This window comes from Sphingomonas sp. FW306-1B-B10E (genome assembly GCF_058782005.1).
This window is the reverse complement of the sequence record NZ_JBYSXG010000015.1, coordinates 64,737-88,248: the sequence shown is the minus strand read 5'-3', so window position 1 is coordinate 88,248 and position 23,512 is coordinate 64,737. Positions and strand designations below refer to the sequence as shown.

At 66.5% G+C, this 23,512-nt stretch carries 22 protein-coding genes; 12 read left to right on the top strand and 10 right to left on the bottom strand.

The annotated features are described in order from the left end of the window. The first annotated feature begins 47 nt into the window (after positions 1-47). From gcvPA to AC3WJI_RS08260, 5 genes are read left to right on the top strand one after another with little or no spacing between them, the layout of a single operon-like run. Positions 48-1,406 carry an aminomethyl-transferring glycine dehydrogenase subunit GcvPA gene (gene gcvPA, locus AC3WJI_RS08280; protein ID WP_492756786.1) on the top strand — a complete coding sequence of 453 codons (1,359 nt, stop codon included), beginning with the start codon at positions 48-50 and terminating at the stop codon, positions 1,404-1,406. After that, positions 1,403-2,974 carry an aminomethyl-transferring glycine dehydrogenase subunit GcvPB gene (gene gcvPB, locus AC3WJI_RS08275; RefSeq protein ID WP_492756785.1) on the top strand — a complete coding sequence of 524 codons (1,572 nt, stop codon included), beginning with the start codon at positions 1,403-1,405 and terminating at the stop codon, positions 2,972-2,974. Before gcvPA ends, gcvPB begins: the two co-directional genes overlap by 4 nt. 24 nt (positions 2,975-2,998) lie before the next feature. Further along, the gene (locus tag AC3WJI_RS08270) at positions 2,999-3,391 is read left to right on the top strand and encodes a DUF6481 family protein (RefSeq protein ID WP_492756784.1); all 393 of its coding nucleotides are present in this window, start codon (positions 2,999-3,001) and stop codon (positions 3,389-3,391) included. A 58-nt stretch (positions 3,392-3,449) separates the two neighbouring features. Beyond that, positions 3,450-3,962 carry a CcdC protein domain-containing protein gene (locus AC3WJI_RS08265; RefSeq protein ID WP_492756783.1) on the top strand — a complete coding sequence of 171 codons (513 nt, stop codon included), beginning with the start codon at positions 3,450-3,452 and terminating at the stop codon, positions 3,960-3,962. Further along, a complete protein-coding gene (locus AC3WJI_RS08260; protein WP_492756782.1) occupies positions 3,959-4,552 on the top strand; it encodes a DUF938 domain-containing protein in 594 nt (197 codons plus the stop codon). Before AC3WJI_RS08265 ends, AC3WJI_RS08260 begins: the two co-directional genes overlap by 4 nt. Here AC3WJI_RS08260 and AC3WJI_RS08255 read toward each other — a convergent pair. Beyond that, positions 4,547-5,461 carry a DMT family transporter gene (locus AC3WJI_RS08255; RefSeq protein ID WP_492756781.1) on the bottom strand — a complete coding sequence of 305 codons (915 nt, stop codon included), beginning with the start codon at positions 5,459-5,461 and terminating at the stop codon, positions 4,547-4,549. The genes AC3WJI_RS08260 and AC3WJI_RS08255 overlap by 6 nt on opposite strands. A gap of 364 nt (positions 5,462-5,825) precedes the next feature. Here AC3WJI_RS08255 and cas5c point away from each other — a divergent pair, with 364 nt between their 5' ends. Genes cas5c through AC3WJI_RS08235 form a run of 4 tightly spaced genes read left to right on the top strand, consistent with a single transcriptional unit; the run spans position 5,826 to position 9,659 of the window. Beyond that, the gene (cas5c, locus tag AC3WJI_RS08250) at positions 5,826-6,428 is read left to right on the top strand and encodes a type I-C CRISPR-associated protein Cas5c (RefSeq protein ID WP_492756780.1); all 603 of its coding nucleotides are present in this window, start codon (positions 5,826-5,828) and stop codon (positions 6,426-6,428) included. 59 nt (positions 6,429-6,487) lie between these two features. Then, entirely contained in the window at positions 6,488-8,014 is a 1,527-nt protein-coding gene (gene proS / locus AC3WJI_RS08245; RefSeq protein ID WP_492756779.1) for a proline--tRNA ligase, read from the top strand. A gap of 4 nt (positions 8,015-8,018) precedes the next feature. Beyond that, entirely contained in the window at positions 8,019-8,624 is a 606-nt protein-coding gene (locus AC3WJI_RS08240; protein WP_492756778.1) for a TIGR02466 family protein, read from the top strand. 12 nt (positions 8,625-8,636) lie between these two features. Next, positions 8,637-9,659 carry a pectinesterase family protein gene (locus AC3WJI_RS08235; RefSeq protein ID WP_492756777.1) on the top strand — a complete coding sequence of 341 codons (1,023 nt, stop codon included), beginning with the start codon at positions 8,637-8,639 and terminating at the stop codon, positions 9,657-9,659. Positions 9,660-9,662: 3 nt separating this feature from the next. Here the strand turns inward: AC3WJI_RS08235 and AC3WJI_RS08230 are convergent, their stop codons facing one another. Together AC3WJI_RS08230 and glpD are read right to left on the bottom strand one after the other, a co-directional pair. Further along, positions 9,663-9,995, bottom strand: coding sequence for a PilZ domain-containing protein (locus AC3WJI_RS08230; protein WP_492756776.1), 333 nt, complete (start codon positions 9,993-9,995; stop codon positions 9,663-9,665). A 50-nt stretch (positions 9,996-10,045) separates the two neighbouring features. After that, complete coding sequence (gene glpD, locus AC3WJI_RS08225) at positions 10,046-11,503, bottom strand: glycerol-3-phosphate dehydrogenase (protein ID WP_492756775.1); 1,458 nt, start codon at positions 11,501-11,503, stop codon at positions 10,046-10,048. 53 nt (positions 11,504-11,556) lie between these two features. Between glpD and AC3WJI_RS08220 the strand changes: the two genes are divergently transcribed. Both AC3WJI_RS08220 and AC3WJI_RS08215 read left to right on the top strand, forming a co-directional pair. Beyond that, positions 11,557-13,845 (top strand): ribonuclease R family protein, encoded by a 2,289-nt coding sequence (locus AC3WJI_RS08220; protein ID WP_492756774.1) that lies wholly within the window; start codon positions 11,557-11,559, stop codon positions 13,843-13,845. Positions 13,846-13,901: 56 nt separating this feature from the next. Beyond that, entirely contained in the window at positions 13,902-14,225 is a 324-nt protein-coding gene (locus AC3WJI_RS08215; protein ID WP_492756773.1) for a hypothetical protein, read from the top strand. On the opposite strand, the gene AC3WJI_RS08210 is transcribed toward AC3WJI_RS08215, so the two are convergent. From AC3WJI_RS08210 to AC3WJI_RS08200, 3 genes are all read right to left on the bottom strand, one after another. Then, positions 14,222-15,187, bottom strand: coding sequence for a heme-binding protein (locus AC3WJI_RS08210; protein WP_492756772.1), 966 nt, complete (start codon positions 15,185-15,187; stop codon positions 14,222-14,224). The two genes, AC3WJI_RS08215 and AC3WJI_RS08210, sit on opposite strands and share 4 nt — an antisense overlap. A gap of 116 nt (positions 15,188-15,303) precedes the next feature. Next, positions 15,304-16,473, bottom strand: coding sequence for a saccharopine dehydrogenase family protein (locus AC3WJI_RS08205; RefSeq protein ID WP_492756771.1), 1,170 nt, complete (start codon positions 16,471-16,473; stop codon positions 15,304-15,306). A gap of 104 nt (positions 16,474-16,577) precedes the next feature. Next, positions 16,578-18,362, bottom strand: a complete 1,785-nt coding sequence (locus tag AC3WJI_RS08200; RefSeq protein WP_492756770.1) for an ABC transporter transmembrane domain-containing protein — start codon at positions 18,360-18,362, stop codon at positions 16,578-16,580. A 263-nt stretch (positions 18,363-18,625) separates the two neighbouring features. On the opposite strand from AC3WJI_RS08200, the gene AC3WJI_RS08195 reads away from it, so the two are divergent. Then, positions 18,626-19,858, top strand: coding sequence for a polyhydroxyalkanoate depolymerase (locus AC3WJI_RS08195; protein WP_492756769.1), 1,233 nt, complete (start codon positions 18,626-18,628; stop codon positions 19,856-19,858). Between the two features lie 140 nt (positions 19,859-19,998). On the opposite strand, the gene AC3WJI_RS08190 is transcribed toward AC3WJI_RS08195, so the two are convergent. From AC3WJI_RS08190 to AC3WJI_RS08175, 4 genes are all read right to left on the bottom strand, one after another. Beyond that, entirely contained in the window at positions 19,999-20,367 is a 369-nt protein-coding gene (locus tag AC3WJI_RS08190; protein WP_492756768.1) for a YkvA family protein, read from the bottom strand. 78 nt (positions 20,368-20,445) lie between these two features. Then, positions 20,446-20,928, bottom strand: coding sequence for a pyridoxamine 5'-phosphate oxidase family protein (locus tag AC3WJI_RS08185; RefSeq protein WP_492756767.1), 483 nt, complete (start codon positions 20,926-20,928; stop codon positions 20,446-20,448). Between the two features lie 46 nt (positions 20,929-20,974). Next, positions 20,975-21,925, bottom strand: coding sequence for a glucokinase (locus AC3WJI_RS08180; protein ID WP_492756766.1), 951 nt, complete (start codon positions 21,923-21,925; stop codon positions 20,975-20,977). A 397-nt stretch (positions 21,926-22,322) separates the two neighbouring features. After that, positions 22,323-23,501 (bottom strand): acetyl-CoA C-acyltransferase, encoded by a 1,179-nt coding sequence (locus AC3WJI_RS08175; protein WP_492756765.1) that lies wholly within the window; start codon positions 23,499-23,501, stop codon positions 22,323-22,325. Positions 23,502-23,512: the final 11 nt, after the last annotated feature.

The following is a 23,512-nucleotide window of genomic DNA, read 5'->3' as shown; positions in this document are numbered from 1 at the left end:
ACCCCACCCCGAACCCCTCCCCTGAAGGGGAGGGGCTGGAGCTATAGATGCGCTACCTGCCCCTTACCCAGACCGACCGCGAGGCGATGCTCGCCACGATCGGCGCCGCCTCGGTCGATGACCTCTTCGTCGACGTCCCCGCGGAGGCCCGCCTCGACGGCCCGATCCACGGCCTACCGCTCCACGCGAGCGAGCTCGCGGTCGAGCGCCACATGTCGGCCCTGGCCAGGAAGAACCTCGCCGCCGGCGACGTGCCGTTCTTCCTGGGGGCAGGGGCGTACAAGCACCACGTGCCGGCCTCGGTCGACCACATCATCCAGCGCGGCGAGTTCCTGACCGCCTACACGCCGTACCAGCCCGAGATCGCACAGGGCACGCTGCAGGTCATGTTCGAGTTCCAGACCCAGGTCGCGCGGCTGCTCGGCTGCGACGTGGCGAACGCATCGATGTACGACGGCTCGACCGCGTGCTGGGAAGCGATCGTGATGGCGCGCCGCGTCACCAAGCGCGGCAAGGCGATCCTGTCGGGCGGGCTGCACCCGCATTACGTGTCGGTCGCGAAGACGATGGCCAAGTTCACCGGCGACCAGCTAGTCACCGCGCTACCGACGCTGAGCTCCGAGCCCGATACACGCGACCTGGTCGACCAGATCGACGGCGACACGTCGTGCGTCGTCGTGCAGTATCCCGACATTCTCGGCCGCATCGGGGATCTGGGCGCGCTCGCCGAGGCTTGCCATGCCAAGAAGGCGCTGCTGATCGCAGTGGTCACCGAGCCGGTGGCGCTGGGGGCGATCCGCTCGCCCGGCGAGATGGGTGCCGACATCGTGGTCGGCGAGGGCCAGTCGCTCGGCGTCGGGCTTCAGTTCGGCGGTCCCTATGTCGGGCTGTTCGCCTGTTCGGACAAGCTGGTGCGCCAGATGCCGGGCCGGCTCTGCGGCGAGACCGTCGATGCCGAGGGCAAGCGCGGCTTCGTGCTGACGCTGTCGACTCGCGAGCAGCATATCCGCCGCGAAAAGGCGACGTCGAACATCTGCACCAGCTCGGTGCTCTGCGCGCTGGCGATGTCGGCGCACATGACCCTGCTGGGTGAGGCCGGACTGCGCCGCCTCGCCGAGATCAACCACCTTGCCGCGAGCGCCGCTGCCGACCGGCTGGCCGCGGTCCCCGGCGTCGAGCTGATTACCGACCGCTTCTTCAACGAGTTCACTCTGAAGCTGTCCAAGGAAGCCCGCCCGATCGTCCGTGCGCTCGCGGACAAGAGCATCCTCGCCGGCGTGTCGCTCGGCCGTCTCTATCCCGACGCCGCCGAGCTCGCCAACGGCCTGATCGTCGCGGTCACTGAAACCACCGCCGCGGAGGATGTCGAGACGCTTGCCTCCGCGCTCGAGGAGGCGTTGGCATGAGCAGCATCAACCAGAGCGGCTGGCGCCCCATTACTCCCCAGGCCGGCGAAAGCTCGGGCGAGACCTTCACCGGCAACCACGCGCTGATGCTCGAGGAGCCGCTGATCTTCGAGATCGGCTCGACCGAGACCACCGGCGTCGATTTCGCCGAGGCGCCTTCGGCCAAGTCCCGCCTCGCCGGGCTCGAGCGGTCGAAGTCGATCGGGCTTCCCGGCCTGTCGGAGCCCGAGGCGGTGCGCCACTACACGCGCCTCAGCCGCCAGAATTACGCGATCGACCTCGGCCTGTTCCCACTCGGCAGCTGCACGATGAAGCATAATCCGCGGCTGAACGAGCGCATGGCGCGGCTTCCCGGTTTCGCCGATCTCCACCCGCTGACACCGGTCGACGCGTGCCAGGGCGCATTCGAAGTGATCCACCAGCTCGCCCACTGGCTGGTGACGCTCACCGGCATGCATTCGGTGGCGATGAGCCCCAAGGCCGGCGCCCATGGCGAGCTCTGCGGCGTCCTCGCGATCCGCGCGGCACTCGACGCCAAGGGGCAGCAGGCGCGCAAGGTGCTCCTGGTCCCCGAGAGCGCGCACGGCACCAACCCGGCGACCGCGGCGTTCGCGGGCTTCTCCGTCGAGGACATTCCCGCGACCGAGGCCGGCCGGGTGAACCTCGAAGCATTGAAGGCGCGGCTCGGCCCCGACGTGGCGGGGGTGATGATCACCAATCCGAACACTTGCGGCCTGTTCGAGCCCGACATGCGCGCGATCTCGGACGCGGTCCACGCCGCGGGCGGCTATGTCTATTGCGACGGCGCAAACTTCAACGCGATCGTCGGCCGGGTCCGCCCGGGCGATCTCGGCATCGACGCGATGCACATCAATCTCCACAAGACCTTTTCCACCCCGCACGGCGGCGGCGGCCCGGGCTCGGGGCCGGTGGTGTTCTCCGAAGCGCTCACCCCCTATGCGCCGCTGCCCTTCGTCGAGAAGCAGGGCGGCCAGTTCGTCCTGGTCGAGGAAGAGACGGCGGGCGAGCACCATGCCGGCAGCTTCGGCCGGATGGTCGCGTTCCACGGCCAGATGGGCATGTTTACGCGCGCGCTCGCCTATATTCTCAGCCACGGCGCCGACGGGCTGCGCCAGGTCGCCGAGGATTCGGTGCTCAACGCCAATTACATCCTGCGCTCGATGGAGGACGTGCTCGACGCACCCTTCGCCAAGTCGGGGCCGTGCATGCACGAGGCGATCTTCAGCGATAAGGGCCTGCCCGAAGGCTTCTCGACGATCGACGTCGCCAAGGGGCTGATCGACGAGGGCTTCCATCCGATGACGGTCTATTTCCCGCTCGTCGTCCACGGCGCGATGCTGGTCGAGCCGACGGAGACCGAAAGCAAGGCGACGCTCGATCAGTTCATTGGCGCCTTCCGTTCTGTCGCCGAACGGGCTAAGGGCGGCGACGTCGCGATCAAGACCGCGCCGCACTTTGCGCCGCGCCGTCGTCTCGACGAGACCCTCGCCGCGCGCAAGCCGGTGCTGGTGTACAAGGAGCCCGCACGGGCGGAAGCGGCGGAATAGTCGCGCAGGAGTAATGATTACCGGATGACGTATAACGATACTTTCCGCGACCGCGCCGGTCGCTCGGCCGATGCCAAGAAGGCGCTGGTCGAAAAGCTCAAGGCCGCGCCTAAGCTGAGCGAGGCCGAGCTGGCCGAGCGCAAGGCCGCGCGTCTCGCGCGCGAAAAGGCCGAGGAAGACGCGCGCGCGGCCAAGCTGGCGGCGATCGAGGCCGAAAAGGCTGCGATCGAGAAGGCCAAGGCCGATGCGGAGGCTGCGCGAATCGCCGCCGAGCGCGAAGCTGCGAACAAGGCCGCGGCCGAAAAGGCGGAGAAGATCGCCGCGGCGGAGGCGGCACGCGCGAAGCTCGCCGCTTCGTTCATGCTCGCGCCCAAGGGTAGCGAGAGCCGCTACCCGGCGCGCAAGGGCAAGAAGTAAGCGACATGTCCGTCGCGGCGGGGCTTGCAGCGCCCGCCGCTTTGGGGAAGATCGCGGCATGGCTGCCGCGCATGCTCCGTCCGATTGGCTTCGCATCACGATCCCGATCGTCGTCCTCGTCGTGGTCATGGCGTTTCGCCTGCGCCGGCTCGGGCGTGATCGTCCGCTCAAGGTCGAGCGGTTGTGGATCGTGCCCGCGCTCTATTTCCTGATCGCCGGCGCGGCATTGTGGGTGCACCCCCCGGTGGGGCTGGGCTGGCTCTGGTGCCTGGTCGGGTTTGCCGCCGGCGCTGCGCTCGGCTGGCAGCGCGGGCGGATGATGCGGATCAGCGTCGATCCCGAGACCCACGCGGTGTCGCAGCGCGCCTCGCCTGCCGCGATGCTGCTGATCCTAGCATTGATCCTGCTGCGCACCGGCGCGCGCAACACGGCGCAGTTCGGCGGGCCGGCAATGGACCTGATGATGGTCACCGACGTGCTCGTCGCCTTCGCGCTGGGACTTCTGGCGCTACAACGCCTAGAAATGTGGCTACGCGCCCGGCGGCTGCTGTCGCTGGCGCGCGCCGCATGACTGCGCGCCGCCACGCACCCGCTACCGTGCGCAATCGCGATCCGATCGCGGCGGTACTGGCGGAAGAGCTGCCCGCGCAGGGCCTGGTCCTCGAAGTGGCGAGCGGCAGCGGCGAGCATTGTGCCGCCTTCGCCGAGCGCTTCGCCGGGCTGACCTGGCAGCCGAGCGACCCCGAACAAGCTGCGCGCGCCTCGATCGCCGACTGGTGCGAGGGGCTGCCCAATGTCCTGCCGCCGCTTGCGCTCGACGCCGTCGCGGCGGAGTGGGCGATCGCTTCGGCCGACGCGCTGCTATGCGTCAACATGGTCCATATCAGTCCCTGGGAAGCGACCCTCGGCCTGATGGCCGGGGCAAAGCGGTTGCTCGCCCGCGGCGCGCCGTTGATCCTCTACGGTCCGTATCGCCAACGCGACGTGCCGACGGCGGAATCGAACGAGGCGTTCGATCTGTCGCTCAAGGCGCGCGACTCGCGCTGGGGGCTGCGCCATGTCGAGGATGTCGCGGCAGCTGCCGGGGCTCAGGGTTTCGCCCTTCAGCGGATCGCGCAAATGCCGGCGAACAATCTCATGCTGGTGTTCCGCCGCTCATGACAATGCGGCGTCGCTGACGACCTCGGTGTTGCGGATGTGGCGGATGCGCTCGCGCCACACGATGTAGAGCCCGCTGGCAATGATGATCGGCGCGCCGAGCCAGGTCCACGGCGTCGGCCAGGCGCCGAAGATCAGCCAGCCGTAGAAGGTGCCCCAGATCAGGCTCGAATAATCCATCGGGATCACCGTCGAGACCGGAGCGAATCGAACCGATGCAGTGAGCGCGAGCTGCGCCACGCCGCCGACCAGCCCGATCGCGAGCAGGTTGGCCCAGGTCAGCCAGTCATGCGACTGGAGCTGGAAGGCATAGACTATTCCGAGCGGCGGCAGCGACAGCACCGAGAACCAGAAGACCGTCGTGCCGGCGCTCTCGGTCTTGCCGATCTGGCGCAGCGTGATCGCGACGATCGCCACGAACAATGCCGCCAGCAGTCCGACTGCCGCGCCGACCAGGGGGAATTGTCCGCTCCCCGGTTGCGCGACGACGAGCACGCCGGCGAACCCGACGATCACCGCGCCCCAGCGATGCCAGCCGGTCTGCTCGCGCAGCACCAGCGCGCCGAGGATTGTCGCGAAGATCGGCACGGTGAACTGGAGCGTGGTCGCCTCGGCGAGCGGCAGCAGCAGCACCGCGCCGAAGGTGAACACCATGCCGGTGAGCCCGATCGCGGTGCGCGAGACATGCGCGCCGAACCGCTGCGTACGGATCGAGCCGAGCCCGGGCCCCATCATGATCCAGGCCGTGACCACCGGCACTGCCCAGAGCTGGCGATGGAACATCGTCTCGACCAAAGTCGCGCCGCGAGCCTCGGCAAGCTTGATCAGCGCCGACATGCTCGAGAGGCAGGCGATCGCGAACAGGCGAAGAGCCAGGCCCTTGAGGGTATCATCGGTTCGCGCCTGCGTCACTCAGGTCGGTTAAGGGGAGGCATTGTGGCGCACAACCCTGCGCTTGCCCATAAGCGGAGATTTCGCGTCTTGGCCTAGGCTGGGGATTTTGGTGCGCTTGGCCGGCCCGCTCGATTGCGCTTGCTGCGCGGCTGCGTCGCGTCCACGCGCATGGAAAGCGTAAAAGCCGCAAAGCCGCACGTGATCATAAAGAACTGGGGCATTTTTCTTTCTCCACAGCCGCCCAAGGCGACGACCCGAAAACTTTACGCGCGTTTGCCCGTGGCGTGGGCACAACCTGACCCGGTGTGGATCAGAGAGAGACTAGACAACAGCGCTCGAAAGGAACATGAATAGAACAATGAGTGAACGGGACTAACGGGCGATGGCCTTTCGACTGCGGGTATGGGGCGAGGGAGCATGCTTTGCGCGGCCGGAATTCCGCGCAAGTTGCATCAGCTACGACATCCTAACGCCCCTGGCCGCACGCGAAATATTCGAGGCAATTCATTGGAAGCCCGCAATCCGCTGGCGGATCAACCGCGTGTGGCCGCGCAAGCCGATCCGATTCGAACCTTTCCCTTCTTTGCTGAAGTTTGCAAACGCGCGGGTTGGTATGGGCGCTATGACGGCCATCTTGCGGGACGTCGAATATGTGATCGATGCAGAATTCGAATTCACCGAAAAGGCGGGCCCGACTGACAATAGCGGGCTTCATGCGGACACGTTCCGACGCAGGGCGAGCAAAGGACATGCGTTCCGACAGCCTTTTCTCGGAATGGCACCGTTCGCGGCGAAGTTCGAGTTGTTGGAAGATGATGATAGCATAATCACGCCCGCAGAATGGGCGGACGCCGATTTGGATTTTGGTTGGATGATACACGATTTCGCAGGCGCCGGTCGGTCGGATCTCCGCTATTTCCGGGCGGTGATGCGCGACGGCGTTGTGGAAATTCCCAGGGCGGGCAGTCCCGTGCTTGCCGGCTGAGCGATCCGGCCGGCGTGGTCGGCATTGACCCCGCATCGTGGTCCGCTAATCCGCTCGGCATGATCAAGCACGCTCTCAACGTCACCCGCGAAAAGGATTTCGCCGCCTGGTATCAAGCCGTCATCTCGGAGGCCGACTTAGCCGAGGAGAGCGGCGTGCGCGGATGCATGGTCATCCGGCCGTGGGGATACGGCATCTGGGAGCGGATCCAGCGGCTGCTCGACGATCGCATCAAGGCGACCGGCCACGAGAATTGCTATTTCCCGCTGTTCATCCCGCTCTCCTATTTCGAGAAGGAGGCCGAGCATGTCGACGGCTTCGCCAAGGAGATGGCGGTGGTCACGCACCACCGGCTGGTCCAGAAGGACGGCAAGCTCGTTCCCGATCCCCAGGCCAAGCTCGAGGAGCCCCTGGTCGTCCGCCCGACGTCGGAGACCGTGATCGGCGCGGCCTTTTCGCGCTGGGTGCAGAGCTGGCGCGACCTGCCGGTGCTGATCAACCAATGGGCGAACGTCGTGCGCTGGGAAATGCGCACGCGGATGTTCCTGCGCACCAGCGAGTTCCTCTGGCAGGAAGGGCATACGGCGCATGCCAGCGAGGCCGAGGCGCGCGAAGAGACGCTCAAGATGCTCGAGGTCTATCGCTCGTTTGCCGAGGATTGCCTGGCAATGCCGGTGGTCGCCGGCGAGAAGCCTGAGAATGAGCGCTTCCCCGGTGCAGTCTCGACCTACAGCATCGAGGCGATGATGCAGGATGGCAAGGCGCTCCAGGCGGGTACCAGCCACTTCCTCGGCACGACCTTCTCCAGCGCCCAGAACATCCGCTTCCAGAATGCCGAGGGGCAGCAGGAACTAGCGCAGACGACCAGCTGGGGCGTGTCGACCCGGATGATCGGCGGCGTGATCATGGTGCATGGCGACGATGACGGGCTGCGCGTGCCCCCGCGCGTGGCACCTTGGCAGATCGTCATCGTGCCGATGCTGCGCGACCAGCCCGAGGATCAGGAGATCGTCGATTACTGCAAGGCGCTCCAGCAAGAGCTCGCGGCGTTCAGCGTGTTCGGCGAACCCGTCCGCGCGTTGCTCGACCTGCGCCCCGCCAAGGCGGCGGGCAAACGCTGGGGCTGGGTCAAGAAGGGCGCGCCGATCGTCATCGAGGTGGGCGGGCGCGACGTCGCCGGGGCGAACGTCTCGGTGATCCGCCGCGACCGGCTGTACCGCGAGGACGGCAAGCTCGACAGCGCGGTGCTGCCACGCGCACAACTGGTCGGCGAGGCGACGGCGATGCTGGAGAGCATCCAGCAGAATCTGCACGCGCAAGCGCGCGAGCGGATGGACGCGGCGATCCGCCGCGACGTCACCGATTTCGCAGGACTCGAAAAGGCGTTTGAGGGCGACAAGCCGGGCTGGGTCGAGGTGAATTGGTCGCGGCCGACCGGCGCCGAGCTCGACAAGCTGGTCGAGCGGCTGAAGGCCCTCAAGCTCACTTTCCGCAACGTGGCCAGCGACGCCGCGCCCGCCGAAGGCGCGTGCATCTTCACCGGCGAACCCGCGGTCGAGCGCATTCTGGTCGCGCGGGCTTATTGATCCGGTGACGGTCCGCTCGCTTTTCGCCTCTTTGCTCTATCAGGAGGCATTGGGCGACACTGCCTTGATCGAGGAGCTCGAAGCCTCATGCCTCCAGCTCGCCGAGGACGATCGCGCCGGGCGGGGCTGGGCGAAGGAACATGGCTATCAGGGCTATACCTCCTATGCCTCGCTCGACGACCTGCCGATCCGCGATCCGGCCTTTGCCGATCTCAAGCGGCTGCTCGACAAGCACGTCGCCAGGTTCGCCGACGCGTGCGGGTTCGAGCTGGGCGGCAGGAAGCTCAAGCTCGACAGCCTGTGGGTCAACGTCCTCAACGGCGGCGGCGGGCATAGCGGGCATGTCCATCCGCACAGCGTGATCTCAGGGACGGTGTACATCGCGTTGCCGCCGGGGTCGCGCGGGCTGCGGCTCGAGGACCCGCGGCTGGCGATGATGATGGCGGCGCCGCCGCGCCGGCCCGACGTCGCCGAGGCGCTGCGCAGCTTCGTCGAGGTGGTGCCTGAACCGGGGACGGTGCTGCTCTGGGAAAGCTGGCTGCGCCACGAAGTGCCGGCGGGATCGGGCAAGGGCAAAAGGATCAGCGTGAGCTTCAACTATCGCTGGTAGCGGGAGGGGGACATGGTCGATCGACGGTCGGTGCTGGCGGGCGCGCTGCTGCTGCCGGTGGCGGCGCGGGCGGAAGGAAGCTGGGACGCGATCGTCGACCCGCGCACCGGCACGCTAGGCAAGGCGCTCGAAGTGGCCGCCGCGGCGGGCCGGCCGTTCCGCATCCTTGTGCGCGAGGGCGTGCTGGTCGAGAAGCTGACCATCACCGTTCCCAATGTCACGATCGTCGGAAGCGGGCCGGGGACGGTGCTCAGTTTCGGCAGCTACGCCGGACTCAAGCATCCCGACGGCAACAATACTGGCACCGGCCGCACCGGCACGCTGACCCTCGCCGCGCCCGGCACGACGCTGCGCAACCTCACCATCCGCAACAGCTTCGACTATGTCGGCGCCAAGCGCGACACTGCCGGCAACGGTGCGCAGGCGGTGGCGCTGGCCATCGGGCGTGAGGCCGACCGGACCCTGGTCGAGCGCTGCCGCCTCGAAGGCTATCAGGACACGCTCTATGTCCAGGCACGGTCGCGGATCGCCGATTGCCGGATCGTCGGCGGGGTCGACTTCATCTTCGGCGGCGCGCCGGCATGGTTCGAGCGCTGCGAGATCGTCACGCGCTATGTGCCCGGCGCCACCGAGTTCGGTTTCGTCAGCGCACCGAGCACGCCGCTGACCAAGCCGTATGGGCTCGTCTTCTCGTATTGCCGCCTCGCCCATGAACGCGGCGTGCCGGCGCATTCGGTGTGGCTCGGGCGGCCGTGGCGCGCGGGCGGCGACATGGCGCTGACCGGCCAGTCGGTATTCCTGGACTGCTGGATGGACGCACATATCCGGCGCGAGGGCTGGACGTGGATGGGCTATAAGGGCCCAAACGGCGAGCAGCGCCGGCTGACCCCGCAGGAAGCGCGATTGTTCGAGCATGGCAGCCGCGGACCCGGGGCAGGGCCGGCATCGCTGACGCGGCGCATGCTGACTGCCGCCGAAGCGGCCAAGTTCACGCGGAGCAACGTGCTCGGCGACTGGGACGGATCGGGTAGCTGAGCGTCAGCAGATCACTAGGGTCAGCGCGCGCATGATGCTGCGTTCGATCGGCGCGTCGAAGCGGCAGCCCATTTCGTCGCCGTTGTTCCAGATGACGGTGCCGGCGATCGGCAGACTGTCCTGCAGGCGCAGCCAAACGCGGTCGCCTTCGGGGTGCGCGCTGGTGCAGGCAAGGCGGCAGCCATAGACCGAGAGGTCGCGCAGGATTGCCTCGGTCGAGGCGTCGCCCTGCTTGCGCACGGTCGCGCGCGTGACGGTGATACGGTGCCGCGGCTCGCTGCGCTGTTCCACCAGCGCCGGTCCCACGGTCCGGAATTGCGAAAACCTCGTTACCATTTTTTCTTCTGCCCCCGCAGAGCGCCCGAAGCGGACTTATCGGCAATTGGTTAAGCGAATGTTGCACTCCACCACCGGGCAAATGCGTCCCGTTCGGCGCGCGAAAGATGGAGGCCGAGTTTGGATCGGCGGAACAGGACGTCGTCGGGGGTGAGCGCCCACTCCCGCTCCCGCATCCAGCGCGCCTCGATCTCGGTCAGCCCGGCGCCGAGCGCGGTTCCCATCCCGGCTTCGTCCTCGACGCCGTCGAGCATCTCCATCAGCTGCGTGCCATAAGCGTGCGCCATCCGCCGGGCGCGGTCCGGCCCGAGGAAAGGCCAGCGCGCCAGGACATGTTCGAGGTGCAGCTCGAATTCGGCGATCGCGCCGCCGGGAAAGACGCGCGCTCGGGTGCGGGGACGCGGTTCGATGCCGAGAGTAGGGCCGATCTTCTCCAGCGCTTCCTCGGCGAGCGCACGCGCCGTGGTGATCTTGCCCCCGAACACCGAGAGCAAGGGCGCGCCCGCTTCGTCCAGCTCCAGCACATAATCCCGCGTCACCGCTTGCGCCTTGGCCGCCCCGTCGTCGTGGAGCGGGCGCACGCCCGACCAGCTCCACACGACATCGGACGGGCTAACCCGGCGCGTGAAATAGCGGTTCACCGCGTCGCAGAGATACTGTGTCTCCTCGGGCGAGCAGGTCGCATCTTCCGCCCTTTCGACGGGCACGTCGGTGGTGCCGATCTCGGTGAACTCGTCCTCATAGGGGATGGCGAAGACGATCCGCCGGTCGGGCTGCTGGAGGATATAGGCGTGGTCACCGGCGAACAGCCGCGGCACCACGATATGGCTGCCCTTGACCAGGCGGACCTGCGACGGAGTCGCGACGGACAGCTTGTCGAGAAGCGTTCGCACCCAGGGGCCGGCGGCGTTGACCAGCCCTCGAGCCTCGACCGCGCGGCCGTCGGAGAGCATCGCCCACCACATGTCGCCCATCCGCTGCGCCGAGAGCAGCTCGGTGCGGGTCGCAATCTCCGCGCCGTGCGCGGCGGCGTCGAGCGCATTGGCGAGGGTGAGCCGGGCATCGTCGACCCAGGCGTCCGAATAGACGAAGCCGCTATGATTCCCGGCCAGCGGATCGGCGAATGCCTTGTCGGCCTTGCGGAGACCGCGCGAGCGGGGCAGCGAGGAGCGCCCGGCGAGCAGGTCGTAGAGCCACAGCCCGATGCGGACCATCCACCAGGGGCGGACGGCGTTCGCGTGCGGCAGGACAAAGGTCATCGGTCGGATTAAATGCGGCGCTGCTGCAAGCAGGCGTTCGCGCTCGTGGAGCGCCTCGCGCACCAGGCGGAATTCATAGGTCTCGAGGTAGCGCAGCCCGCCATGGATCAGCTTGGTCGAGGCGGAGGAAGTGTGGCTGGCAAGATCGTCCTGCTCGACGAGCAAGACGCTGAGCCCGGCGAGCGATGCCTCGCGGGCGATCGCGCAGCCGTTGATTCCGCCGCCGACGATGAGGAGATCGTAAGACACGGCGCCAGTTACGCAGTTGGACAAGCCGCCGCGAGTCCCTATCTTCAGGGCCAATGACAAAACAGAACAAGAGAACCGGACTGCCCACCCGTGAGCAGATCCTCGATTTCATTTCCACATCCCCGACTCCGGCCGGCAAGCGCGAGATCGCCAAGGCGTTCGGGCTGCACGCGCAGGACAAGATCGCGCTCAAGGCACTGCTCAAGGACATGGGCGACGAGGGGCTGATCGACAGCGCGCCCGGCCGCGCGTTCCACAAGATGGGCGGCGTGCCCAAGGTGACCGTGCTGCGAATCACCGATGCCGATGGCGACACCGTCTGGGCAGTGCCCGAGCGCTGGGAGGCGGAGGGCTTGCCCGTCCCGCGGCTCCGCGTTCGCGAGCAGCGCGGCAAGCGCTCGGCGCTGGGCGTCGGCGACCGCATCCTCGCCCGCACCGAAGAGGCCGGCAAGGGCTGGATCGCGCATCCGATGAAGAAGCTCGCGGGCGGCGAGGAGCAGATGCTCGGCGTCGTCCACGAAGAGGGAGGCCGGCTGTATCTGCAAGGCGTCGAGAAGAAGGAACGCCACAGCTATCCGATCTCCGAGCGCAACGGGGCCGAGCCGGGCGACCTCGTCCTCGCCAACAAGGCTGGCAAGCCGCCGCGGATCTTCGCGCACGTCACCCAGCGACTTGGCGACCCGTTCGCCCCGCGCAGCTTCTCGCTGATCGCGATCCACCGCCACGGGATCCCCAATGTCTTTTCCGACGAGCAGCTCGCCGAGGCCGAGCGAGTCTCGAAGCAAGATCTCGGCACGCGCGAAAATCTGCGCGACCTCCCGATCGTCGCGATCGATCCGGCCGACGCGCGCGACCACGACGACGCAGTCTGGGCGGCCCCCGACGACGATCCCGAGAACGAAGGCGGCTGGAAGGCCGTGGTCGCGATCGCCGATGTCAGCTTCTACGTCCGTCCGGGCTCCGAACTCGACCGCGAGGCGCGCAAGCGCGGCAATTCGGTCTATTTCCCCGATCGCGTCGTGCCGATGCTCCCCGAGATCCTCTCGGCGGAAGTCTGTTCGCTCAAGGAAGGCGAGGACCGCGCGGCGCTGGCGTGCCACCTCCAGGTGGCGAAGGACGGCACGCTCAAGAGCTGGCGATTCACGTGTGCGGTGGTCAGCATCGTGGCGAACATTGCCTATGAAGATGCCCAGACGATCATTGACGGAACTGCCGCAGACCGCGCCTTGCTCGATGATCGACTTTCGCAAGATACTGAAAAACGCCAACAAATTGAGCCAGCCCTGCGCCACCTGTGGGATTGCTGGCGCGCGCTCAACAAGGCGCGCGAGAAGCGCGAGCCGCTCGACCTAGATTTGCCCGAGCGGCGGATCGTACTCGACGAGATGGGGCGGATCCTATCAGTCGCGCCGCGCGAGCGGCTCGACGCGCACAAGCTGATCGAGGATTATATGATCGCGGCCAACGTCGCCGCGGCCAAGGCGCTCGAGACCAAGAAGGCGCCGGTGATGTATCGCGTCCACGAGCCGCCGGCGCGCGAGAAGCTCGTCGCGCTCAAGGAATATCTCAAAACCTACGACATGGAGTTCGCGCTGGGGCAGGTGATAAAGCCCGCCACCTTCAACCGCATCCTCGAGCTGGTCGGCGAGGCGGACTTCCGCGACGAGGTGATGCAGCAGGTGCTGCGCAGCCAGACCCAGGCTTATTACGGGCCGCAGAATGCCGGGCATTTCGGGCTGTCGCTGGGCAGTTACGCGCACTTCACGTCGCCGATCCGGCGCTATGCCGATCTGGTCGTCCACCGCTCGCTGGTCGATGCGTACAAGCTCGGGCCGGGCGGGCTCACGCCGGAAGAGGCCGGGTCGATGGAGCGCATCGGCGAGAGCATCTCGACGCTCGAGCGCCGCGCGATGGAGGCTGAGCGCGAGACGATCGACCGCTATGTCGCCGCCTATCTCTCGGCGCATGTCGGGCAGGTGATGGAAGCGCGGATCACCGGAGTGCAGAATTTCGGCTTCTTCGCGACGATCGAAGGCATTGGTGGCGACGGCCTCGTGCCGATCCGCGATCTCGGTACCGAATATTTCCGCTATGACGAGGCGAGCCAGCGGCTGATCGGCGACGATACCGGCACCAGCTTCGCGCTGGGCCAGCGGCTGCCGCTGCGGCTCGCCGAGGCCAACCCTGTCTCGGGCGCGCTGCGCTTCGAGCTTCCCGACGGCAAGGGATCGGCATCGAGCGGCGGCGAACGCGACGACCGCCGCGGCCCGCGCGGACCCAAGCGCGAGATCAAGCGCCGCGGGCGCCCGGCGAACATCCGGCACCAGGGGCGCAAGCGATAGGCTTGAGCGGCCGCTGCTTCCGTGTCAGCCTGCCGGACGCTGAGGAGGAACATGCCGTGATCGCAGCGTCGCCGGTGCCCACGATGATCGCAGCCCTGGTGTCGCGGGCGCGCCGCCGCATCGTGAACCATTTCCGCGCGCTGCATGCGATAAGCGCGGAGGATGTCGTCGCCTTCGTGCCGCAAAGCCGAATCGAGCGCGCCCAGTTCGAGCGGATGCTGGAACGCGGCGTGGTCCGCCAGGAGGCGGCGGGACGCTATTGGCTCGATCTCGATGCCCATCGGGCGGACGAGGAGGCGCGCCGCCGCCTATTGGTCCCGATCGTGATCGTCCTCTGCCTCGTCATCGCGTGGATCATAACGCTCGGCTATCGCGGTTAAGTCGCTGGCACCTGGCGAAGCGTCGCCACCGAAACGTGCGGCCAGCTCAGCCCGTTGAAGTCGAGCAGCACCGTCTGCGTATATTGCAGCTGGAGGAAAGTCGCGCCGGCCTCCTCGACTTCCTCGATCCAGAAGATCGCGGTCATGCGCACTGCGTCGGCGTTGGGGCCGTTGGCGCCGCCCTTCAGAAAGGCAGTATTCGCGGTGCCGCCGCCGATGATCGGCTCCGAAGTGGTGGTGATGATCAGATTGGTGGTGTTCACGATATTCTGCCCGGCGATCGCATCGGCGAGCACGGAATTGGGATCGTCCACCATGGCCTGGGTGATGCCGGCGATCAGGTTCGGCGGCGAGCGGAACGGGGTGGGGATCGACAGATTGGTCTCGTCGAACGGCACCTTCTTGCTGGGATTGCCGATCACGAACGGCGTGATGTCGGCGACGTCGAAGCGCGGCGCTCGGGGTTCGGACGAGGCGAGCCCCTGCGCGAGGACGGTCGTGCCGTGCGGGATCGATCCCAGCCGCGCCACCGACGGTGGAACCAAAGGGTCGCTGGTCCGCGGGATGTTGAGCCAGACACCCGGTTCGAGATGGAGCCCGTTGCCATGATTGTCGCTCACCAACTGCATGTAATGCAGCCCGGACATGATCAGATCGTCCTGAAGCAACCCGCGATTGGGAATGTTGCCGGGAATATCGACGAACTCTAGTGTTTCCACGGTGAGGTTCAGCTCGAGGAAATGCTGCTGCTGCGGCGCCTGGGGATCGTGCAGCGGACGCCAGATCGTGTTCAATCCGGTACCCTGCCATTTGCCGAGAAGCTGAGCGAGTGGCCCGAGCGGATCGGGTGCGATATCCTGCGCAAACGCTTCGAGCGCGACGGACTTGGCTTCTGCTTCGGGGCGTTCGATCGAAGTCAGGTTCGAAAGCGGCTTGAAGGCGAAGTTCGAATCGATGTCCATGCTGTATCTCCCCCAGAGAAACAGCATGGTGTATTGATCTTACAGAAATAGCAACAGAACCTACGGCGTATTTTGCGAGTACTGCAGACTACCTATTATCTATCTGTAACTCTTCTTCATTCGATCGCGAAGCTGAGCCCGGCATGCGCCTCGAGCCGCTTCCTGAGCGGTTCGGGCATCAGCGCTCCGGCGGTCCAGATCCCGCCTTCGCCCTCGACATCGCGCAGCAGGCACAATGCGCTCTCGGCGATCATCTTGCTCGTTGATCCGTAACCCGGGTCCTTGTCGCCCTTGACCACGGCGGTGACGCGCTGGCCATCGGGCATCTCGGCGACGAAGGCGATCTCGTAATGGCCGCTGTCGCGCTCTGCCTTGCTCGGCCCTTCGCCCGGGGCTGGCCCCTTGTCCGACGCCATCGGGTTCAGCTTGGCGAGCGCCTCGGCGGCGGCCTTGCCGACCTCTCCCAGGCCCGGAACGACCATCATCTCGTCATATTGGAAGTCGGCGCCGTAAGGCTGACCGGCGAGGAAGTTGGTGCGGTGAACGTTCTTGGTGTTGATCACCGCCATCATGAACGGCGCGACCCAGGCGCCGACCGCGTCGTCGTGATGCGGGAGCATGCCGTTCGGCTGGTGCGGCCCGTCGAAGCCCGGGGCGAGCGCGAAGGGGTCGATCATCAGCTTGAGGATCGACGGATCCTTCGCCGCTGCCGCCATCGTCGCCTTGCCGCTGGCGAAGGTGCCGCCCGAGAAAGTGCCCTTCATCGCGCGGATTCGCCCCTTCACGCGCGGCGTAGCCTTGCCGAAGCGCCGCTTCGCTTCCTGCTGCACTGCCCAGACGCCGAGATCGAAGGGGAGCGAGTCGAACCCGCACGAGAAGACGATCCGCGCGCCGCTCGCTTTGGCCGTGGCCTCGTATTTGTCGATCATCTGCCGCATCCAGGCCGGCTCGCCGCACAGGTCGACATAAGCGGTGCCTGCCGCGGCGCAGGCGGCGAGGAGGGGCTCACCGTAAAGCTGGTACGGGCCGACGGTGGTGATTACTACGCGCGCGCGCGACACCAAGGCGGCGAGGGCGGCGGGGTCATCGGCATTGGCCGTTAGCAGCGGCGTGTCGCCCGGTGCGCCGATCTCGCTGCGCACTTCCTCGAGCTTGGTCAGCGAGCGCCCGGCCATCGCCCATTTGACGCTGCCGTCGGCATAGTGACCCGCGAGATATTCGGCGACGAGGCGGCCGGTGAAGCCTGTGGCGCCATAGACGATGATGTCGAACTCGCGATCGGCCATTTCTCTCTCCTGTGCGTACTCGTGCGTCTAAGGTCGCACCGGCGACTGCCGCGTCACGCTTCGCGTGTCATCATACCCTTTATTCGGAAAAGAGGAATGGGCGGTCAGCCGGCCTCGTTGAATTGTAGCGCCGCGAGCCGCGCATAGAGCCCGCCGGCGCCGACCAGTTCGGCATGACTGCCGGTCTCGACGATCCGGCCTTCGTCCATGACGATGATCCGGTCGGCAGCGCGCACCGTGGCGAGGCGGTGGGCGATGACCAATGTCGTGCGGTTGGCCATCAGCCGCTCGAGCGCGTCCTGGACGAGGCGCTCGCTCTCGGCGTCGAGTGCCGAGGTGGCCTCGTCGAGCAGCAGGATCGGTGCGTCGCGGAGCAATGCGCGCGCGATCGCGATGCGCTGGCGCTGGCCGCCCGACAGCCGTGCGCCGCCCTCGCCGAGAAAGGTGTCGAGCCCCTGGGGCAGCTCGCGCAGGAAATCGGCGGCATTGGCGGCGGCAGCCGCGGCCCAGATCGCCTCGTCACCGGCGTCCCACGCGCCGTAGCGCAGATTGTCCCGCGCCGAGGCGCCGAAGATCACCGTCTCCTGGGGGACGATCGCCATCCGGCCGCGAACCGCGGCGGGGTCGGCCTGGCGGATGTCGACGCCGTCGACGCGGACCTGGCCGCTCTCGGGGTCGTAGAAACGCTGGAGCAGTTGGAACAAGGTCGATTTGCCCGCGCCCGATGGGCCGACCACCGCGACGGTCTCGCCGGGGCGGATGTCGAGCGTGAAGCCGGTCAGCGCCGAGACTTCGGGGCGTGTTGGGTAGCGGAAGGTGACCTGGTCGAACGCGACGGCGCCTTGCGGCGGAAGCGGCAGCGGCAGCGGATTGGCCGGCGCGGCGATGTCGGGCTGTTCGCGCAACAGCTCGGCGAGGCGGCTGGCCGCACCCGAGCCGCGGAGTAGCTCGCCATAGACTTCGGTGAGCGCGCCGAATGAGCCGGTCACCAGCCCCGCGGTGATCACGAACGCGGTGATCGACCCGCCCGAGATGCGCCCCTCGGCGACGCCATAAACTGCATCCCACATGATCAGCGTGATTGCAGTGAACAGCAGGCCGATCACCGCCGCGGTCATCACCGCGCGGAGGCCGAAGCGGCGCTGTGCCGCGGCGAAGCTGCGCGATACTGCACCCTCGAACCGCTCGGCCTCGCGATTCTCCTGGCCGAACGCCTGGACGATGCGCATCGCGCCCAGCGTCTCGGAGGCGATCGCGCCGATATCCGCGATGCGGTCCTGGCTCGAGCGCGACAGGTTGCGCACCCGCCCGCCCAGCCAGACGATCGGCAGCACGATCACCGGAATGCCGACGATCAGATACGCCGCGATCTTGGGGGCGAGGGTGAACAGATAGATGATCCCGCCCGCGCCGGTGAGCAGGTTGCGCAGCGCGGTCGACACGGTGTTGCCGACGACCATCTCGACGATCGCGGTATCCGAGGTGAGCCGCGAGGCGATCTCCGAGGGGCGGTTTTCCTCGAACCATTTGGGCGGCAGGCGCAGCAAATTGCGATGCACGGCCATGCGCATGTCGGCGACGGTACGCTCGCCCACCCAGGAAACGAAAAAGAAGCGCACCGCGGTCGCCACCGCGAGCGCGAGGACGACGAGCAGCAGCCCCTGGAAATAGATGCCGATCTTGCTGGTATCGGCGCCCTTGGCGAAGCCGTTGTCGACGATCTGCTTGAAGGTGCGCGGGATCCACAGCGTCGCAACCGAAGAGGCGACCAGCGCGAATGTCGCGATCGCGAGCTGGAGCGGATAGCGCCGCGTGAAGCTCCAGATGACGAGCAAGTTGCTGAGCTTGCGCCGGGACTGGGGAGCGGGCGCAGGAACGGGTTCGGCCATGCCGCGCGGACTAGCGTGAATGCGAGGGAAGGGGAACCGGATTCCCTCTCTCATCGGGAGTGGGAAGGGTGGGCAGCCAGATCCTCCGCCCACCTTCCCACTCGCCCGCCCGCGAGCCCGATCCAGCTTCCCAGGAAGCGGGAGATGGGAACTCGTCCCATATTTGGAACATTTGGTATGACAACGTTGCACCGCAACACGGCGCTCTATATTGATAAGACAAGTCGCCACCGTTCCGGCGGGTGGACGGTGGAAGGAATTGCATGCTCTACGACGCTTACGAGATTCAGCGCTCGCTCCTCGCCGGAGCCAGTGCCTGGGCCAATTTCTCCGCCGGGCTGCTCAACAATCCGGCCAACCCCTTCGCTTATTTCGGAGGCGGCCCGGTGCTCGCCTCGGCGCTCGAAGTGTTCGCGCATGCGTCGGCGCCTCGGGGCAAGCCGCATTTCGGGCTCGACTTTACGACGATCGATGGCCGCCAGGTCGAGGTCCATGAAGAGATCGTGCTCCGGAAGCCGTTCGGCCAGCTCAAGCGCTTCGTGCGCCAAGGTGTCGAAGGCGGGCCCAAGCTGCTGATCGTCGCGCCGATGTCGGGCCATTACGCGACGCTGCTGCGCGGCACGGTCGAGCGGATGCTGCCGGTCGCCGACGTCTACATCACCGATTGGCGCGACGCCAAGCTGGTGCCGCTCGCCGACGGCCGCTTTGATCTCGACGACTATATCGATTATCTGACCGAGTTCCTCGCGCATATCGGCGCGGAAGGCGATCCGCGGCCGCACGTGCTGGCGGTGTGTCAGCCCTCGGTCCCGGCCTTTGCGACGGCGGCGCTGATGAGCGCCGACCAGCATCCCAACCGCCCTCGGACGCTGACGATGATGGGCGGCCCGATCGACACGCGCGAGGCGCCGACCGCGGTCAACACGCTGGCGACCGAGCGGCCGCACGCCTGGTTCCAGCAGAACGTGATCGCGACGATCCCGGTCACCTATCCGGGCGCCGGGCGGAAGGTCTATCCGGGCTTCCTCCAGCTCGCCGGTTTCATGACGATGAACCTCGGCAGCCACATGGTCAGCCATTGGGAGATGTTCAAACATCTCGTCCAGGGCGACGGCGAGGCATCCGATGCCACGATGCGATTCTACGAGGAATATCGCAGCGTCTGCGACATGACCGCCGAATTCTATCTTCAGACGATCGACGTGGTGTTCCAGAACCATTCCTTGCCCAAGGGCGAGATGCTGCACCGCGGTCGCCGGGTCGATCCGTCGGCGATCACCGACGTGGCGATCCTCGCGATCGAGGGCGAGCGCGACGATATTTCGGGACTGGGCCAGACCAAGGCGGCGCTGACCATCGCCGACAAGCTGCCAGAGGCGCTGAAGCAGTACCACATGGCGCCCGAAGTCGGGCATTACGGCATCTTCAACGGCTCGAAGTGGCGGACGTGGATCGCGCCGGTGCTCGAGCAGTGGATCGCCGCGCACAGCGGCTGAAATAGCCCACAAGCCGTCACCCCGGCCTTGTGCCGGGGTCTATTAGGCGGCTTGGTGAAAGCCTTCACCTCCAGCTTCCGTCGCGGCGACGTGGATCCCGGCACAAGGCCGGGACGACCAGAAATGCGCCAAGCCGTTACCTAATCGTACGCCGTGACCAGCATGCTCCAGGTGAGCAGTGCTAGTAGCCCCCAGATTGCAACGACGATCAATACGCCGCCCCAGCTGACCGGGCGGCGCGTGGCGATCTCGGCCTTGGCGCGGTGCTCGGCGAACTGATCGGGTGCGATCATCTTCTCGAACAGCCAGACGCCGATCGGGATCAGGATGACGTCGTCGAGCAGCCCGAAAAAGGGAATGAAATCGGGAATGAGGTCGATCGGCGACAGTGCGTAGGCGGCGACCAGAAGCCCGAACAATTTGGCATAAAGCGGCGTGCGCGGATCGCGCACCGCCAGCCAGACGGCGTGCGCTTCGGTGCGGATGCGGTGCGCGAGCGATGGCCCCATGCGATGGGGATCGCGCTACGCGCACCACTATGCAACCCTTATCGTCATCCCAGCCTATGCCGCCAGGATGAGGTGGGATCAGGATTCCGCCGTAGTGCCGACCACGGCATGGCTGCCTTCCTCGCCACTTTTGATCTTGCCGCCGAACAGCATCTTGAGCTTGCCCGATACCGACATGTCGGTTTCCCATAGCTCGGCGCTGTCGATGTCGAAGCGGAGCAAGGCGAGGTTGGGATCGTCCTTGCCGCCCGGAAACCATGCCTCGACATGGCTGTTCCAAAGCTTGTCGATCATCGCGAAATCATTGTCGATCTTGGCGACGCCGTGGAGGCAGGCGAAATAGTCGTGCCCTTTGGAGACGAACTGCGCCATCGTGTGGCCGCCGGGGGCGAGGCGATTGTCCTTGCCGACGAAGAAGAACAGGGTGTCGACCTGATCCTCGTCGAGTTGCGCGGTAAGCGGGATGCTGTGCTCGGGGCTGTCCATCAGCCCGATCATCACGAACGGGCTGTCCGCAAGCTTTTTCCAGAGATCCTTCTTGAGTTCGGCGGTGTCAGCCATGGCAAGCGCTCCCAATGTGTGTTCGGGAGAGTAACGGCGCGACGCTTCAGGCGTTCCCCAGCGCGGCGGCGGCGCCGAGCAGTTCGAGGTCGGTCCGGTTGACCAATGCGATCGGCACCTCGGAAAGCTGGCGGCGGAAGGCGGCCTTGCCCTCCATGCGCCGCCGCAGCCCGGGTTCCATCAATTGCGGCTGAAGCGCGCGCGCGATCGCGCCGGTGAGGTAGACGCCGTCCCACGCGCCATAGGCCAAAGCGAGGTCGCCGGCGAAGCTGCCGAGATGCTCGACGAACATCCGCACCACCGCGGTACATACCGGGTCGCGGCCGACGCCCCGCGTGACGTCCTCGGGCTTGTCGAGCTTCTTGCCGCCCGACAGCGCCTCATAGGCAAGCAGCAGCCCGGGCGCGCTGAGCAGGGTCTCGATGTCGAAGGTGATCCCCTTCGACGTACAATATTGCGCGAAGGTGCGTTCGTCGGCGGTGCTCGCCGCGAACGACATGTGCCCGGCCTCGGTCTGCAGCGCGCTGAGCTTGCCCCCGGCGCTGACCAAGGCGGCGACGCCCAGGCCCGTGCCGGTGCCGATCACGACGTAATTGCCGCCGGCTTCGACTAGTTTGGGCGGCGGACCCTGGAGCGCAGTGAAGCCGGTCAGCGGGAGCGTGGTCAGCGCTAGCGCGTTCGCGGCGCATTCGTTGAGCGCCTGGGGGCGGACGCGCAACACCGCCTCGACGCCCGACAGCGAGATGTACCAGCGGCTGCCGGTAAGGTTGATCAGGTCGCCGCGCACTGCGCCGGCGATGGCGAGCACACTCGGCAACCGCGCCTCCTGCAGCCCGACGCCGCTCAAATAGGCGACCAGCGCGCTGGTGAAGGTGGGGTGCTCGGCAGTCATGAACTTGCGAACGTCGCGCGGTACCAGCCCGGCATCTCCGCCGGTCAGCCCGAACCGAACCGATTGGCGGCCGATATCGGCCACCAGCGCCACGTCTCCAGCCATTTGCGGCCCCTCCTTGCGGCCCCCTTCGGCGAGGGCTCGACGCTGATATCGCTAACACATGTTACGGAAACAACAACAAAGTGCCCGCGCTGTCCTGCGTTGCGCCAGCCTGTACGAAGTGCGAACCAAGTCGCGGCGGCGATCGTGCCGCCAGCATAGAAAGGTGAAACTATGTCTTTCGCCGATCTCTGCCTGTTTCTCGGTGCGCTTTTTGCCTTCGCGACTTCGGTCGTGAAGGTCATAGAAGTGGCGCGTAAGGTGCCGGGCGGGGCTCGGGCTGGTACCCGAGCCCCACACGATTGAGCCCCGGCTGCTGGCACAACCGGGGCTCCAGAAAGGCGCTATGTCATCGCCGATCGAATAAATACCATTGTCCGTCTAAAATTTCAATCACGCCTCACAGCACTTCGAACAGTCCGGCCGCGCCCATGCCGCCGCCGATGCACATCGTCACGACGACATATTTCGCGCCGCGGCGCTTGCCTTCGATGAGCGCATGGCCGGTCATCCGCGCGCCGCTCATGCCATAAGGATGGCCGATCGAGATCGCGCCGCCATTGACGTTGAGCAGTTCGCCCGGAATGCCGAGCTTGTCCTGGCAATAGAGGACCTGCACTGCGAACGCCTCGTTGAGCTCCCAAAGGCCGATATCGTCCATCTTGAGATTGAAGCGCTCGAGCAGCTTGGGGATCGCATAGACCGGGCCGATGCCCATCTCGTCGGGCTTGGTGCCTGCCACTGCCATGCCGACATAGCGGCCGAGCGGGGTCAGGCCGCGCTTCGAGGCGAGCGATTCCTCCATCAGTACACTGGCCGAGCTGCCGTCCGAAAGCTGGCTGGCGTTGCCCGCGGTCACGGTGCCGTTGGGGAGCACCGGGTTGAGGCCCTTGAGGCCTTCCAGCGTGGTGTCGGCGCGGTTGCCTTCGTCCTTGGAGAGCGTGACTTCCTTCTGCGAGACTTCCTTGGTCTCCTTGTTGACCACGTTCATCGTCGCGGTGACGGGCACGATTTCGTCGTCGAACTTGCCCGCGGCCTGCGCGGCGGCAGTGCGCTGCTGCGACTGCAGGGCATATTCGTCGCACCGGTCACGCCCGATGCCGTAGCGCGCGGCCACGACTTCGGCGGTCTGGAGCATCGGCATGTAGATGTCGCCGTGCATGCCAAGCAGTTCGCGGTCGGGCTCGACGCGCATCGCTGGGGTCTGGACGAGGCTGATCGATTCGACCCCGCCGCCGATCGCGATGTCCATATTGTCGGTGATGATCTCCTTGGCGGCGGTGGCGATCGCCATCAGCCCCGAGGCGCATTGACGATCGACCGACATGCCGGCGACGGTGACGGGCAGGCCGGCGCGGAGCAATGCGGTGCGCGCGATGTTGCCGGCCTGGCTGCCCTGCTGAAGCGCGGCGCCGAAGATCACATCCTGGACCTCGGCGGGATCGATCCCGGCGCGCTCGACCGCAGCCTTGATCGAGTGGCTGCCGAGCGTGGGAGCGGGGAGCGCATTGAACGCGCCGCGATAGGCGCGGCCGATCGGCGTGCGGGCGGTGGAGACGATGACGGCGGAGCGAGACATGGGTTTTCCTT